Genomic DNA, 14,940 nt, shown 5'->3' on the forward strand with positions numbered 1-14,940 from the left:
CGTGACCTCCTCCGCCAGCTTGTACACATCCACCTGCGCCCGCCCGCACGACGGACACGACACGATCTCCAGCCGCCGCTCCTTCAGCCCCAGCGACTGAAGGATCTGGATACCGACCTTGACCTCCTCCACCGGCGGCGCCGACAACGACACCCGGATCGTGTCCCCGATCCCCTCACTCAGCAGCGCNCCGAACGCCACCGCCGACTTCACCGTCCCCTGGAACGCCGGACCCGCCTCCGTCACCCCCAGATGCAGCGGATAGTCACACCGCTCCGCGAGCTGACGGTACGCATTCACCATCACCACCGGATCGTTGTGCTTCACCGAGATCTTGATGTCCCGGAACCCGTGCTCCTCGAACAGCGACGCCTCCCACAACGCCGACTCCACCAGCGCCTCCGGCGTCGCCCGCCCGTACTTCGCCAGCAGCCGCGCATCCAGCGACCCCGCGTTCACCCCGATCCGGACCGGAGTCCCCCGCTCCCCCGCCGCCCGCGCGATCCCCTTCACCTGATCGTCGAACTTCTTGATGTTCCCCGGGTTCACCCGCACCGCCGCACACCCCGCGTCGATCGCCGCGAACACGTACTTCGGCTGGAAGTGAATGTCCGCGATCACCGGGATCTGCGACTTCCGCGCGATCACCGCCAACGCGTCCGCGTCGTCCTGCGTCGGACACGCCACCCGCACGATCTCGCACCCCGACGCCGTCAGCTCCGCGATCTGCTGCAACGTCGCACCCACGTCCGACGTCCGCGTCGTCGTCATCGACTGCACCGACACCGGCGCGTCACCACCCACCGCCACCGACCCGACCCGGATCCGCCGCGAGGGGCGCCGCGGAGCCAGGGGCCGGGCCGGTACCGGGGGAACACCGAGGGACACGGCGCTCACCGCGTCACTCCTTGCTTCCCGAGACGGTCTCGCGCATGGCGCGCAGCGACTCCTTGAGGGAGCCCATGGTGGCCAGCACGGCCGTCGGCTCGTAGCCGCAGTGCGCCATGCAGTTGGCGCAGCGCGGGTCCTTGCCCCGGCCGTACTTGTCCCAGTCGGTCTCCTCGATGAGCTGCCGGTAGGTCGGGACGTAGCCGTCGCTCATCAGATAGCAGGGGCGCTGCCAGCCGAAGAGGGAGTAGTTGGGGATCGCCCAGGCGGTGCAGGGGAAGTCGACCTTGCCCTCCAGGAAGTCCAGGAAGAGCGGGGAGTGGTTGAGGCGCCAGCGGCGGCGGTTGCCCCCGGCGAAGGCCTTCTTGAACAGCTCGCGGGTCTGCTCGACGCCGAGGAAGTGCTCCTGGTCGGGAGCCTTCTCGTAGGCGTAGGCGGGCGAGATCATCATCTCGTCGACCTGGAGGTCGTCGTTGAGGTAGTTCATCACCTCGACGATGGTCTGCGGGGTGTCGGTGTTGAAGAACGTCGAGTTGGTGGTCACCCGGAAGCCGCGCCGCTTGGCCTCCTTGATGGCCGCCACGGCCTCGTCGAACACGCCCTCCTTCGCCACCGACTCGTCGTGCCGCTCGCGCAGCCCGTCGATGTGGACCGCGAAGGCGAAGTACGGGGACGGGGTGAACTTGTCCATCTTCTTGCGCATCAGCAGGGCGTTGGTGCAGAGGAAGACGTACTTGCGGCGGGCCACCAACTGGCGGACGATCTCGTGGATCTGAGGATGCATCAGGGGCTCGCCGCCGGCGATGGACACCATCGGCGCCCCGGACTCCAGCACCGCGCCGACCGCCTGGGCGACCGGCATGCGCTGCTTCAGCACCCCCGCCGGGTGTTGGATCTTGCCGCAGCCCTCACAGGCCAGGTTGCAGGCGTACAGCGGTTCCAGCTCCACGATCAGCGGGAACTTGTCCCGCTTGCGGAGCTTCTGTTCGGCCAAGTATGTAGCGACCTTGATGGACTGGCGCAGCGGCATGGCCATCGGGCTCACCTCCTGGGGAGCAGCAAGGAACGGTGCCATTCGAAGAATGCGGGTAGGACGGACCGGAGGACGCGGAAGGCAGATATTCCCCCGCGCAGGGTCCCGATCCGGACGAGTTCGTGCTCCGGGGCGTCGACGACCACCCGGACGGCGGCAACCGGACGGCTCCCCGCGCGGATCGCGGTGAGCAGGGTGGCCGCCGACTCCATGTCGACGGCGATGGCCCCGGTGCGGAGCAGATCGGCGCGTTCCGGTCCGCGCACGACGTGGTCCGAGCCGGTGAGCGGCCCGGTGTGGACGGTGCGGCCGGGGACGGCGCGCGCGATCTCCTTGACGAGCCGGTCGGTGGCGACGCAGCCGACCGTCCCGCGCGGGTCCCGGGTCTCCTCGGCGACGACGAGGTCGCCCGGGTGCATGCCCGGGGCGAGCCCGGCGCAGAAGCCCGTGGCCAGCACGGCGGCGTCCCCGAGCGACGGGTCGGCCAGGACCCGGGAGACGCAACGCTCGGCCGCCCTCGGTCCCATGCCCGTGCGCACCACGGTGACCGGCCCGCCGGCCGCGCCGCGGTCACCGGCGCGCAGGGCGAGGTGCTCGATGCCGAGCGCGCAGGCGATCAGCAGCGGGGCCGTGGCGGGCTGCGGGGTCATCAGCGGCCCTTCACCCCGGCGGCGGGCTCCCGGTCGGCCGGGGGCCGGGTGACGGCCGGTTCGCCGTACACGTAGCGGCCCAGGGCAGTGAGCGGGAACACCTGGCGGTAGAGGTGGTAGTTGATGGAGAAGTCCCACGGGAAGCCCGTGCCGGTGAAGTGGGGCTCGTCCCAGGAGCCGTCCTCCCGCTGGGTGGCGACGAGCCAGGCGATGCCGCGCTCGACCGCCGCTGACTCCCTCTCCCCCGCCGCCAGCAGGGCCATCAGCGCCCAGCCGGTCTGCGAGGCGGTGGAGGCGCCCTGGCCGCTCCACTCCCTGACGTGCCGGTAGGAGCGCAGGTCCTCGCCCCAGCCGCCGTCCTCGTTCTGGACGGACTCCAGCCAGCTCACCGCGCGGCGGATCGCCGGGTGGCCGCCGGGCAGACCGGCCGCGACCAGGGCGGGGACGGCGGACCCGGTGCCGTAGACGAAGTTGACGCCCCAGCGGCCGAACCACGAGCCGTCGGCCTCCTGTTCGTCGAGCAGCCACTGGACGCCGCGCCGGGTGCGCGGGTCGTGGGCGAGTCCCTCGGCGGCGAGCATCTCGACGACGTGGGCGGTGACGTCGGCCGACGGCGGGTCGATGACCTCGCCGAAGTCGCAGAACGGCAGCCGGTTGGGGAACGGGCTGGTGTTGTCGACGTCGAAGGCGCCCCAGGCGCCGTTCCTCGACTGCATCCCGAGGTTCCAGCGGACCCCGCGGCCGATGGCCTTCTCCACCCGCTCCGGGTCGTGGTGGCGGACCCTGCGCAGGGCGAGGACGACCTCGGCGGTGTCGTCGATGTCGGGGTAGTTGTCGTTGTGGAACTCGAACGCCCAGCCGCCGGGCGGGAGTCCGGGCCGCTTGACCGACCAGTCGCCGGGACGGACGATCTGTTCGCCGAGCATCCAGTCGGCGGCCTTGACCAGTTGGGGATGGTCGGCGGGGACACCGGCGTCGGCGAGCGCGATGGCGGCCAGGCAGGTGTCCCACACCGGGGACTGGCAGGCCTCGATCATGCGGGCGCCGTCCTCGCGCCACACCGCGAACCGGTCCAGGGACTCCAGTCCGGCGCGCATCACGGGGTGTTCGAGGTCGTAGCCGAGCAGGTGGAGGGCGATGACGGAGTACACGGCGGGCGGCTGGATGCCGCCCCAGCAGCCGTCGTTCTCCTGGCGCTCGATGATCCAGCGGGCCGCGGTGTTCATCGCGGCACGGCGCAGCCGCTTGGGGGCGAGCCTGCGGTAGGCGTGCAGGGCCTTGTCGATGCGCTGGAAGGCGCCGTCCCAACTGGCCGCCGGGGCCAGCGGCCTGGACGGGCTGGGGTGGGCCGGGTCGGTGTGCAGTTCGTCGAGCGGGAAGGGTGCCGGGCGTACCGGCCGCTTCGCCGAGACGACGGTGAGCGGGACGATGGTCTGGCGGGCCCAGCAGCCGAAGTCGTAGATGTTCAGCGGCACCCAGGTCGGCAGGTAGACGATCTCCGGGGGGAGTTCGGGCAGGTCCTCCCATCTCCACCAGCCGAACAGGGCGAGCCAGATCCGGGTGAAGACGCGGGCGGCGGCGATGCCGCCCTGGGCCCGGACCCAGGCCGAGGCCCGGGCCATGTGCGGTGCGCCGGGGTCGTCGCCGGCCAGCCGCAGGGCGACGTACGCCTCGATGGTGGCGGAGAGTTCGGCGGGGCCGCCGTAGAAGGTGGCCCAGGTGCCGTCCTCGCGCTGCTCGCCCCGGATGAAGAGGGCGGCGGCGCGGGTGGTGGCCTCGTCGGAGATGCCGAGGAACTGGCGCAGCAGCAGGTCCTCGGCGTCCATGGTGACGTTGGTCTCGAGGTCGCCCTTCCACCAGCCCTCGGGGTCCTGGCGGGCCAGCAGGAAGTCGGTGGCGCGCTGGGTGGCGCGTGCGGCGGCGCCGGACGCCGCGTCCGCCGCGTCCGAGGTCGTGACGTGGGTCGTGATGTGGGTCGTGATGTGGGTGGTGTCGCTGGCCGAGGCTGCGTGGGACGGCAGGGCCGCCCCAGTGCTTCCGTCGGTCGTCGCTGTCATGGCTTCCCCTTCGTGCAGTGTGCAGTGGTGCGTCTGCTGTACGGGTCCGCCGTCGGCCGGTGCTCGTCGGTGCGCCCTCCCCGCTCCGATCGGGGTCGGGGAGGGCGGAGCACCGGCCGGCGACTACGCGAGGGCTATTCGACCGATAGTGATCATCTCTTTCGTACGACGACGAAGTCCGCGAGCGCCGTGAAACCATCCCGTACCTGATCGGGCATGTCCACGGCGCCGAGGGCCTCAAGGGCGATGGTGTGCTGGCGGCGCGCCTCCTCGGCGGTCCACTCGCGGCCCCCGGCCTCCTCGATGAGGGCGGCGCGGGCGGCGAACTCCTCCTCGGAGAAGTTCTCGAAGTCGCTGCTCTTGGCGTCGGCGGCGAGGATCTCCCCGAGCCGCTCGGAGGCCGGGCCGCCGGCCGCGAGGGCGGCCACGACCGGGAGGGACTTCTTGCGCTGGCGCAGGTCGCTCCAGGTCTGCTTGCCGGTGGAGCCGGGGTCGCCCCAGATGCCGAGCAGGTCGTCGACGGCCTGGAAGGCGAGGCCGAGGTGGTGGCCGTAGATCTCCAGGGTGTCGGCGGTGCGATCGTCGGCACCGCCGAGGACGGCGCCGATGGAGCTGGCGGCGGCGAGCAGCGCGCCGGTCTTGTTGCCCTCCATCTCCAGGCACTCCTCGACGCTCACGCGGTCGCGGTGCTCGTAGGAGATGTCCTGCGCCTGGCCGTCGATCAGGGCCCGGGTGGCGCGGGTGAGGCGGCGGGCGGCGCGGCCGGCGTCGACGCTGCCCAGTTCGAGGAGCACCTCGTAGGCCAGGGCGAACAGGGCGTCGCCGACCAGGATCGCCTGGGCGGGTCCGTGCACCTTCCAGACCGTGTCGCGGTGGCGGCGCTGCTCGTCGCCGTCCATCAGGTCGTCGTGGAGCAGGGAGAAGTTGTGGACCAGCTCCACCGCCACCGCGCCCGGGACACCCACCCGGGGGGCGGCTCCGGCGACCTCGGCGGAGAGCACCGCGAGCGCGGGGCGCACCGCCTTGCCGCCGTCGCCGTCCGCGGGGTTGCCGTGGGCGTCGATCCAGCCGAAGTGGTAGGCGGCGACGGTGTCCATGGGAGAAGCCAGACGGTCCACGACCGCCTTCAGGACCGGCGTGGCCAGGGTCCGGCCGCGCTCCAGGAGCGCGGTCACGTCCACCGTGGTCCAGCGAGCGGCCTCGGTGGCCGGGGGCACAGTGGGCACAGTCTCTCCTCCAGTTGCGGTACCGGGAGTGCGGAAGCGGCTCGCGCGCCCGTCGGCCCTCACGCCGCCTCCCCGAGGAAGTCGGGGAGCATGGCGCGGGACCGCCCCAGGGCGGCGAGCGCGGCTCCCGCCGCGCCGACGCCGCTGCGGACCGCACTCTCCATGGTCGCGGGCCACCCGGTGGCGGTCCACGCTCCGGCCAGACAGAGGCCGGGTGCCTTGGTGCGGGGGCCGGGCCTGAGCCGGCCGACACCGGGGGCGGGAGCGAAGGTGGCCTCCCGCTCCCTGGTCACGAAGAAGTCCTCCACCCGGGCGCCCCTGGCGCGCGGCAGCAGCCGCTCCAGTTCGGGCAGGTAGCGGGCGCGCAGCGCGGCCACGGGTGTGTCGATCTCGTCCTGGGCGGTCGACTGGGACAGGGCGAGGTACTGCCCCTCCCGGAGCCCGGAGGCCGCGGTGCGGTCGAAGAGCCACTGCACGGGCCCGCCCAGGGTGGTGAGGAAGGGGACGGTGAGCACCCGGCGGTCGTAGACCACGTGGATGTTGAGGATCGGCGCGGTGCCGATCTCCAGCAGCCTGCCGGGGTCGTCGAGGGCCCCGTCGGGCAGCAGGCCGTGCGCCTCGCGCTGGGGCACGGCGAGGACGACGGCGTCGGCGTGCAGGCTCTCGCCGGGCAGTCCGACGTCCCAGCCGCCGTCCGCCGCGCGGGTGACGGAGGTGACCCGGGCCCGGAGCCGGAGGCGCGCGCCCACGGCGTCCAGGGCCTCGCGGGCCAGCCGGTCGTGGAGTTCGCCGAGCGGCACACTCGCCCAGCCGATGTCGGCGGCGCCGGGCTCGGAGAGCAGCCCGGTCCGGAAGACCATGGCCGCCAGGGCCAGCGAGCTGTCCCCGGCGGTGGCGTTGAGGGTGGCGACGCCGACCAGGTCCCAGAGGGCCTCCACGGCCCGGGCCGACTGACCGTGCGCGGTCAACCAGGCGCCGAAGTTCCGGGCGTCCAGCGCGGGATCGGCCGGGTCGAGGCCCTTCAGGGCGAGCGCGGCCCGTCCGACGCGGGCACGGTCGGCGAGGGAGAGGTGCGGGTAGGTGGCGAGGCTGCGCCCCAGGTGCAGCGGGACGGGCAGGGCGTCGCGGCGCAGCCGGCCGAGCCGCCGCCCCTCGGGCCGGTCCAGGTCGACGACGGGCACGTCCAGGCGCTCCTGGAGCGGGGCGAGGTGGGCGCCGCCGACGCGGTCCAGGAACCAGCGGTAGGCGGTGCAGCAGCGCAGGTAGACGTGCTGGCCGTTGTCGACGGTGAGTTCGCCGCGCCGGAAGGAGAAGGCGAGCCCGCCCAGCCGCGGCCTGCCCTCCAGCAGGGTGACCCGCACCCCGGCGTCCGCGAGGGTGAGCGCGGCGGTGACGCCGGCCAGTCCGCCGCCGACCACGACCGCGTGCCGGCCGGGGGGCACCGCGGAGCGGCCCGTGCGCCCGCCCTCGTCGCGGGTGCCGTCGCCGTGCGTCATGGTGCGCCCCTTCCGGTTCCGTGGCCCTGGTGCTCGAACGGGGTACGGCGGACCGTACCCGGCGGGGACGGCTCGGTCCGTCCCGGTTCTGCCCGGCGCGCCGCCGGCCGGGCGGGTGCGCGCATCAGGGACGCCTCCTGACCGCGCGCCGCGCCACGTGCCGGGTGTCCAGTCCGGACAGCCCGCGCACGGCGACGTACGCCTTCTCGTGTCCCGGCAGCGAGACCCGGCCGCGGAGCACGGCCCCGGGGTCGCGCTCGATGCGGTCCAGGAGGCGGCGGTAGATGCCCGCCATGGCGGCGACGCAGGCTCCACTGCGCCGGTCGAGCAGGGGCAGCAGCCGGTAGCCCTCGGCGAACAGGGCGCGGGCCCGGCGCACCTCGAAGTGCACCAGTCCGGCGAAGTCGGAGCCGGGCGGCGGGACAGGCCCGGCGAACCCGGCGGAGCAGCCGAACTTGGCGAGGTCGTCGGCGGGGAGGTAGGTGCGGCCGCCCTGGGCGTCCTCGCGGACGTCGCGCAGGATGTTGGTGAGCTGGAGGGCGAGGCCGAGCGTGTCGGCGTACCCGGCGGCCCGCTCGGTGCCGCGCGCGCCGGGCTCGGTGCCGAAGACGCCGAGCGAGAGGCGTCCGATGGCGCCCGCCACGCAGCGGCAGTACACCTTCAGGTCGTCCCAGGTCTCGTAGTCCTCGCCGCGCAGGTCCATCTGGACCCCGTCGATGAGTTCGTCGAGACCGCCGAGCGGGATCGGGAAGAGGCGGGCGGCGTGGGCGAGCGCGACGGCGACCGGGTCGGTGTCGTCCTCGTCGACCTCGCCGCGGCGGACCCGGGCGAGCACCGCGCGGGTCTCCGCCAGCCGGGCGGCCTTCATCTCTCCGGGCAGCGCGCCGTCGCCGATGTCGTCGACGCGTCGCGAGAAGGCGTAGAGCGCGGACATGGCGCGCCGCTTCGGCGTCGGCAGCAGCCGGATGCCGTACGCGAAGTTCCGGGCCTGTTGTCCGGTGACGGTCTCGCAGTAGCTGTAGGCGGCGAGTACCGGTGCGGACACGTGTGCCGGCGCCTCCACGGTCCGGATCACCTCTCTCCTCGCAGGGTGGTGCCCACCTCGCGCAGCAGCCGCAGCTTGCCGGACTTGGGCGGGCCGGGAAGCACGTCGTACTCGGCGGCGGCGACGGCCGCGAGGGCCGCCCGGCCGCCCGCCACGAACCCCGCCAGCAGCAGCCGCAGCCTGCCGCGGACGCTGTCCACCAGGGGGGCTCCCTCGTCCAGCAGCGCGCCGGCGCGCCGCGCCTCGAAGGCGATCAGGGCGCGCACGGAGGCGTTCGCGGTGGGGGCGGCCAGGTCGTCCTCGGTGACGCCGAAGCGCGCGAGGTCCTCGGCCGGCAGGTAGACGCGGTCCCGGCGCAGGTCCTCGGCGACGTCCTGGAGGTGCTCGACGATCTGCAGGGCCGTGCAGACGGCGTCGGAGCGGCGGACGCGCTCGGGGGTGGTGGTGCCGGTGACGCCGAGGACGAGCCGGCCGACCGGGTTGGCGGACAGCTCGCAGTAGGCGAGGAGGTCGTCGTAGGTCCCGTACCGCTTGACGGTCTGGTCCTGGCGGTTGGCTGCGATCAGGCCGAGGAAGGGCGCGGGGGTGAGCGAGCGGCGGCGCACGGTGGGCCGCAGGCGGAGCATCAGGGGATGGCGGGGGGTGGCGTCGAAGACGCGGTGGAGGTCGGCCTCCAGGGCGTCCAGCATCGCGGTGCGGTCGTCGGCGCGGTCGTCGGGGACGCCGAGGAGGCGGGCGTCGGCACCGCCGGGGGCGAGGTCGCCGTCGCCGATGTCGTCGACGAGGCGGGCGAAGCCGTAGACGGCCATGAGGTCGGCGCGCCAGTCGCGGGGCAGGAAGAAGGGAGCCACGGGGAAGTTCTCACCCGCGGCCTTGTCGAGCGTGCTCCGCTCGGGATCGACGGCGCGCGCCGTACCCGTCACCGTCACTGCCCGCCGCCAGGGACGGGGACGGCGCACGCTGAGCGGAGGTGGGGAGTTTCCGTAGCCATTGCCGTCACATCTCCCGTTCTACACTGCCGACCCAATTCACACTATTTCGGACACGCCGTTCGACCGTCCACCGCGACGGCCCACGTCAGGGTGCCGGGCATTATCGCCCAAGTGCCGCGTTTCGGGTCCGGTACAGCTTACGTTGTACAACTGATCGCTGTCCCCCGGGGTTCCACACATGCTCCCGGGCACCACCAGAACACATAGTCCGGTGTCAAGATTCCACAACGCGCGGGGAGTTGGCGCCCATTTCGCGGGTGCGGGGCCCCGCCGGGAGCGATCCGGCGGGGCCCCGGCGAACGGTCCGGGCGGCGGCTACTTGCCCGTGAACTTCTCGTACTCCTTGAGCACCTCGTCGGTCTCCCCGTCCATGCGCAGCTCACCGCGCTCCAGCCACAGCACGCGGTCGCAGGTGTCCCGGATCGACTTGTTGTTGTGGCTGACCAGGAAGACCGTGCCCGCCTCCTTGCGCAGCTCCCGGATCCTGGCCTCGGAACGGGTCTGGAACTTGCGGTCGCCGGTGGCCAGCGCCTCGTCGATCATCAGGACGTCGTGGTCCTTGGCCGCGGCGATGGAGAACCGCAGTCGGGCGGCCATGCCGGAGGAGTAGGTGCGCATCGGCAGGGTGATGAAGTCGCCCTTCTCGTTGATCCCGGAGAAGTCGACGATGCCCTGGTAGCGCTCCTTGATCTGCTCCCGGGACATGCCCATGGCGAGCCCGCCGAGGATCACGTTGCGCTCGCCGGTCAAGTCGTTCATCAGGGCCGCGTTGACGCCCAGCAGCGACGGCTGGCCGTCGGTGTAGACCCGGCCCCGCTCGGCGGGCAGCAGGCCCGCGATGGCCCGCAGCAGCGTCGACTTGCCCGACCCGTTGGAGCCGATCAGGCCGATGGCCTCGCCCCGGTGGGCGACGAAGGAGACGCCGCGCACCGCGTGCACCTTGCGCACCCCCCGCTCCTCGCCCCGCCGGAGGATGCGGCTGAGGGCGGCGGTGGCGCTGCCCTTCCCGCCCTTGGCCCCGTTGACCCGGTAGACGATGTGCACGCCGTCCGCGATGACCGTCGGCACCCGCTCGCCCCGCTCGCGCTCAGCCACGGCCGTACCTCTCCTCCGCCTTCCAGAAGTACACGAAGCCGCCGACCGCGACGAGCACGGCCCAGCCCAGGGCGACCGCCCAGACGTGCGACGGGAGGTTCTCCGAGCCGTAGCCGTCGATCAGCGCGAAGCGGATCAGGTCCATGTACACGGCGGCCGGGTTCCACTGGAGCAGGTCCGCGATCCAGGAGGGGTGCTTCTCCAGCATGATCGGGATCGAGAACATCACGCCGGAGGCGTACATCCAGGTGCGCATGATGAACGGCATCAGCTGGGCGAGGTCCGGGGTCTTCGCGCCCATCCGGGCCACGATCAGCGCCAGGCCGGAGTTGAAGAGGAACTGCAGCGCGAGCGCCGGCAGGACCAGCACCCAGGAGAGCGACGGATAGCTGCCGAAGCCGACCACCACCGCGAGGACCACGATCATCGAGGCGAGGAGCTGCTGGAGCTGCTGGAGCGCGAACGAGACGGGCAGCGAGGCGCGCGGGAAGTGCAGCGCCCGCACCAGGCCGAGGTTGCCGGAGATCGCCCGCACGCCCGCCATCGTGGAGGACTGGGTGAAGTTGAAGACGAACACCCCGGTGACCAGGAAGGGGATGTACACGTCCTTCGGCATCCCGCGGCCCGCGTTGAGGATCAGGCCGAAGATGAGGAAGTAGACCAGGGCGTTCAGCAGCGGGGTGACCACCTGCCAGAGCTGGCCCAGCTTGGCCTGGCTGTACTGGGCGGTCAGCTTCGCCCGGGAGAAGGCGAGGATGAAGTGCCGCCGTCCCCAGAGCTGACGGACGTACTCGACGAGGGAGGGCCGGGCGCCGCTCACGGACAGCCCGTACTTGTCGGCGAGCTGTGCCGCCGTGAGGCCCTCGTCGGGCGACACGGGCGGACCCACCGCGACCGTGGCGTCGTGCGTTGTCTCACTCACTGATGGAAACTTCCGTCTTCGTGGATGCGTGGCGGACGGGCCCGGCGGGACCGCGGGACGGCCCGCCGGTCGGGAACACGGGCGCGGACGCCCTCGGGTACGAGCTTGTCAGATCACCGGGGGCCGGCCCAGCCGGGTCAGCCGCCACACCGTACGCCACCTCATGGGCCGCCGGGGACCGCACGGGGCGGTCCAGCCCTCCCGGAAGCCGCCGAACCAGGCCCTCAGCGCGGGCCCCGAGGGGCGGCGCAGCAGGGTGAGCAGCATCCAGACCCCGAGGTAGACGGGGACCAGCGGCAGCGGGAGGTTGCGGCGGGCCAGCCAGACCCGGTTGCGGGCGACCATCCGGTGGTAGACCGCGTGCCGCGAGGGCGCCGTCGTCGGGTGGTACAGCACCATGTCCGACCGGTAGTCGATCATCCAGCCCGCGTCCAGGGCCCGCCAGGCGAGGTCGGTCTCCTCGTGGGCGTAGAAGAAGTCGTCGGGCAGGTTGCCGACCTCGGCGAGGACCCGGGTGCGCACCGCGTTGGCGCCGCCGAGGAAGGTGGTCACCCGGGAGGAGCGCATCGGGTCGGAGGCGCGCAGCCGCGGGACGTGCCGGCGCTGGGTCTCGCCGGTCTCCGGGTCGGCGATGCGGAAGCTGACGATGCCGAGCCGGGCGTCGTCCGTGAAGGCCCGGCGGCACAGCTCCGCGGTGTCGGTGCGGGCGAGCAGCCCGTCGTCGTCGAGGAAGAGCAGGATGTCGACGTCGGTGCCGCCGGGCCCGAAGGCCTCGATGCCGACGTTGCGGCCGCCGGGGATGCCGAGGTTCTCGGGCAGTTCCACGGTGCGCACCCCGGCGGGGACCTCGGGGACGGGCGAGCCGTTGCCGACGACGACGACCTCGACGGGGTCGCCGTCCTGCCGGGCGACCGAGTCGAGCAGGGCGCGCAGTTCGTCGGGCCGGTTGCCCATGGTGATGATGACCGCGCCGACCTTCGGGGAGTCCGCCACGCCGGTCACCTCAGCCTGTTCGAGGCGAGGACGGACACCAGGTGCAGCAGGGTCTGCAGCAGGGCGATGCCCGCGAGGACGGCGGTGCCGAGCCGGGTGAAGAAGAGATCGCCGCGGCTCGCGTCGACGACGGCGAGGACCAGGATCAGCAGCGAGGCCTCGATGCCGAGGATCAGCCGGTGGAACTTGAGCGCCCCGGCGGCCCGGCGGGCGAAGGCCATGCCGGAGGAGCGCGGCTCGGAGGCGGCCTCCTGGACCGGGGGCATGCCGTTCTGGTGCCGGGCGACGCCCACCAGGTCGGTCTCCGCCTTGATCAGGATGGCGCCGAGGGCGGCCAGGGTGCCGAGGAAGGCCCACAGCCAGTCGATCCGCCCCTCGCCCCAGAGGTCGGCTGCGCGCAGGCCGAGCCCGACCAGGACGGCGGCGTCGGTGAGGTAGGCGCCGACCCGGTCGAGGTAGACCCCGGCCAGGGAGTACTGCTTGCGCCAGCGGGCGATCTCGCCGTCCACGCAGTCCAGCAGCAGGTAGAGCTGGACCGCGACCACGCCGAGCACCGCGCCGGGGATGCCCGGCACCAGCAGGGCGGGGGCGGCCAGCACACCGCACACGGTCATCAGGTACGTGAGCTGGTTGGGCGTGATCCTGGTGTTCACCAGGTAGCGGTCGATCCGCAGCGAGACCTCGCGCATGTAGAGGCGTCCCGCCCAGTGCTCACCGCTGCGCCGGTCCTTGACCCCCGCGGGATGGACGACCGGGCGTAGTTCAGCTACCGATGGCCTTGACATAGTCGGCGTACAGGTCCTTGATCTGGTCGGTCGTGAGGTCGAGGTGTTCCAGGATGGTGTAGCGGCCGGGCCGGGTCTGCGGGGCGAACTCCACCGCCCGCACGAACTCCTCCGGGGTGAAGCCGATCTCCTCCGGCAGCACCGGCAGCGCGTGCCGGCGCAGCACGCCGGCCATGTCCACCGCCTCCTCGTGGGCGCCGCGCAGGAACATCGCGAAGGCGGCGCCCAGTCCGCACTGCTCGCCGTGGGCGGCGGCACGCTGCGGGAAGAGGAGGTCGAAGGCGTGGCTGATCTCGTGGCAGGCGCCGGAGGCGGGCCGCGAGTCACCGGAGACGGACATGGCGATGCCGGTGAGGACCAGGCCCTCGGCGAGCACCTGGAGGTAGGAGTGGTCACCGACGCCGCCGGGGTGGCGCAGGACGGCCTCCCCGGCCTGGCGGGCCATGGCGGCGGCCAGGCCGTCGACCCGCTCGCCGTTGACCCGGTGGGCCAGCTCCCAGTCCGCGACCGCCGAGATGTTGGAGACGGCGTCGCCGATCCCGGAGCGCACGAAGCGCGCCGGGGCCTGGCGGATGACGTCCAGGTCGATGACGACGGCGATCGGGTTGGGCACGCCGTAGGAGCCGCGCCCCGCGTCGTTGTCGAGGGTCGCGACCGGGGAGCACAGGCCGTCGTGCGCGAGGTTGGTCGGCACGGCGACGAGCGGCAGCCCGACGCGGGCGGCGGCGAACTTGGCGCAGTCGATGATCTTGCCGCCGCCGAGCCCGACGACCGCGTCGTAGTGGCCGCCCTTCATCGCCCCGGCGAGCCGGACGGCGTCGTCCAGGGTGCCGCCGCCGACCGGGAACCAGTCGGCGCCGGGCAGCGACGGGGCGATCCGCTCCCGCAGCCGCGCGCCGGAGCCGCTGCTGACGGCCACGGCGAGCTTGCCCGAGTGGGAGATGCGCTCGTCGGCGAGGACGCACCCGAGGTCGTCGAGGGCTCCGGGGCGGATGTCGACGACGACCGGTGACGGGATGAGCCGCGTCAGTACCGGCACGCGATCTCCCTGCCCCTGGCCAGGTCCTCGTGGTTGTCGATCTCCACCCACTCCACCTCGCCGATCGGCGCCACGTCGATCCGGAAACCCCGGTCCACCAGCTCCTGGTAACCGTCCTCGTAGTACAGCTGCGGATCCCGCTCGAACGTCACCCGCAACGCGTCCACCAGATCCGCCGCCGCACCCCCCTCGATCAGCGTCACCCCGATGTACTCACCCGACGCCTCCGCCGGATCCATCAGCTTCGTGATCCGCCGCACCCCCTTCTCCGGGTCCACGACGACCTTCATCTCCTCCTCACCCAGCGACTTCACCGTGTCCAGCGCCAGAATGATCCGACGCCCCTCACCCCGCGCCGCCAGCAGAGTCCGCTCCACCGACACCGGATGCACCGTGTCACCGTTCGCCAGGATCACCCCGTCCGCCAGCGCCTCCCGACCGCACCAGAGCGAATACGCGTTGTTCCAGTCCTCCGCCCGGTCATTGTCGATCAGCGTCAGACGCACCCCGTACTTCGCCTCCAGCGCCTCCCTGCGCGCGTACACCGCCTCCTTGCGGTACCCCACGATCACACCGACCTCCGTCAGCCCGACCTCCGCGAAATTCCCCAGCGCCACATCCAGCACCGTGATGCTCTCCTCCGCACCCTCCGGACCCACCGGCACCAAAGCCTTGGGCAGCGTCTCGGTGTAGGGGCGCAGACGCCGGCCGGCGCCGGC

At 72.6% G+C, this 14,940-nt stretch carries 13 protein-coding genes and 1 pseudogene; all 14 read right to left on the minus strand.

The genetic code is table 11. The features are described 5' to 3' along the window. On the minus strand, nucleotides 1–897 hold an 897-nt coding region (ispG, locus tag GTY84_RS18955; protein ID WP_161227489.1), incomplete at its 3' end, for a flavodoxin-dependent (E)-4-hydroxy-3-methylbut-2-enyl-diphosphate synthase. Between the two features lie 4 nt (nucleotides 898–901). After that, nucleotides 902–1,924, minus strand: coding sequence for an adenosyl-hopene transferase HpnH (hpnH, locus tag GTY84_RS18960; RefSeq protein WP_161227490.1), 1,023 nt, complete (start codon nucleotides 1,922–1,924; stop codon nucleotides 902–904). Between the two features lie 5 nt (nucleotides 1,925–1,929). Continuing rightward, nucleotides 1,930–2,571, minus strand: a complete 642-nt coding sequence (locus GTY84_RS18965) for a 1-hydroxy-2-methyl-2-butenyl 4-diphosphate reductase (RefSeq protein WP_161227491.1) — start codon at nucleotides 2,569–2,571, stop codon at nucleotides 1,930–1,932. Beyond that, the gene (shc, locus tag GTY84_RS18970) at nucleotides 2,571–4,628 is read right to left on the minus strand and encodes a squalene--hopene cyclase (RefSeq protein ID WP_161227492.1); all 2,058 of its coding nucleotides are present in this window, start codon (nucleotides 4,626–4,628) and stop codon (nucleotides 2,571–2,573) included. The genes GTY84_RS18965 and shc overlap by 1 nt, the downstream gene beginning before the upstream one ends. A 152-nt stretch (nucleotides 4,629–4,780) precedes the next feature. Beyond that, nucleotides 4,781–5,845: a polyprenyl synthetase family protein gene (locus tag GTY84_RS18975; RefSeq protein ID WP_161227501.1), complete on the minus strand. Its 1,065-nt coding sequence runs from the start codon at nucleotides 5,843–5,845 to the stop codon at nucleotides 4,781–4,783. Between the two features lie 68 nt (nucleotides 5,846–5,913). After that, nucleotides 5,914–7,374 (minus strand): annotated as a pseudogene (hpnE, locus tag GTY84_RS18980) (hydroxysqualene dehydroxylase HpnE); the annotation flags it as partial. A gap of 100 nt (nucleotides 7,375–7,474) precedes the next feature. Beyond that, nucleotides 7,475–8,425, minus strand: a complete 951-nt coding sequence (gene hpnD / locus GTY84_RS18985; protein WP_161227494.1) for a presqualene diphosphate synthase HpnD — start codon at nucleotides 8,423–8,425, stop codon at nucleotides 7,475–7,477. Further along, entirely contained in the window at nucleotides 8,422–9,324 is a 903-nt protein-coding gene (gene hpnC / locus GTY84_RS18990; RefSeq protein WP_161227495.1) for a squalene synthase HpnC, read from the minus strand. Before hpnC ends, hpnD begins: the two co-directional genes overlap by 4 nt. A 378-nt stretch (nucleotides 9,325–9,702) precedes the next feature. Further along, nucleotides 9,703–10,482, minus strand: coding sequence for an ABC transporter ATP-binding protein (locus tag GTY84_RS18995; protein WP_161227496.1), 780 nt, complete (start codon nucleotides 10,480–10,482; stop codon nucleotides 9,703–9,705). Further along, a complete protein-coding gene (locus GTY84_RS19000; RefSeq protein WP_161227497.1) occupies nucleotides 10,475–11,404 on the minus strand; it encodes an ABC transporter permease in 930 nt (309 codons plus the stop codon). The genes GTY84_RS18995 and GTY84_RS19000 overlap by 8 nt, the downstream gene beginning before the upstream one ends. 108 nt (nucleotides 11,405–11,512) lie before the next feature. After that, nucleotides 11,513–12,397, minus strand: a complete 885-nt coding sequence (locus tag GTY84_RS19005; protein ID WP_161227498.1) for a glycosyltransferase — start codon at nucleotides 12,395–12,397, stop codon at nucleotides 11,513–11,515. A 5-nt stretch (nucleotides 12,398–12,402) separates the two neighbouring features. After that, nucleotides 12,403–13,182 (minus strand): CDP-alcohol phosphatidyltransferase family protein, encoded by a 780-nt coding sequence (locus GTY84_RS19010; protein WP_161227499.1) that lies wholly within the window; start codon nucleotides 13,180–13,182, stop codon nucleotides 12,403–12,405. Further along, complete coding sequence (locus GTY84_RS19015) at nucleotides 13,160–14,221, minus strand: iron-containing alcohol dehydrogenase family protein (RefSeq protein WP_161227500.1); 1,062 nt, start codon at nucleotides 14,219–14,221, stop codon at nucleotides 13,160–13,162. The genes GTY84_RS19010 and GTY84_RS19015 overlap by 23 nt, the downstream gene beginning before the upstream one ends. Then, on the minus strand, nucleotides 14,209–14,940 hold a 732-nt coding region (locus GTY84_RS19020; protein WP_161224694.1), incomplete at its 5' end, for a phosphocholine cytidylyltransferase family protein. The genes GTY84_RS19020 and GTY84_RS19015, both read right to left, overlap by 13 nt.

Origin of the sequence: Streptomyces sp. SID8352, from assembly GCF_009862265.1 — a bacterium.
GTDB lineage: Bacteria > Actinomycetota > Actinomycetes > Streptomycetales > Streptomycetaceae > Streptomyces.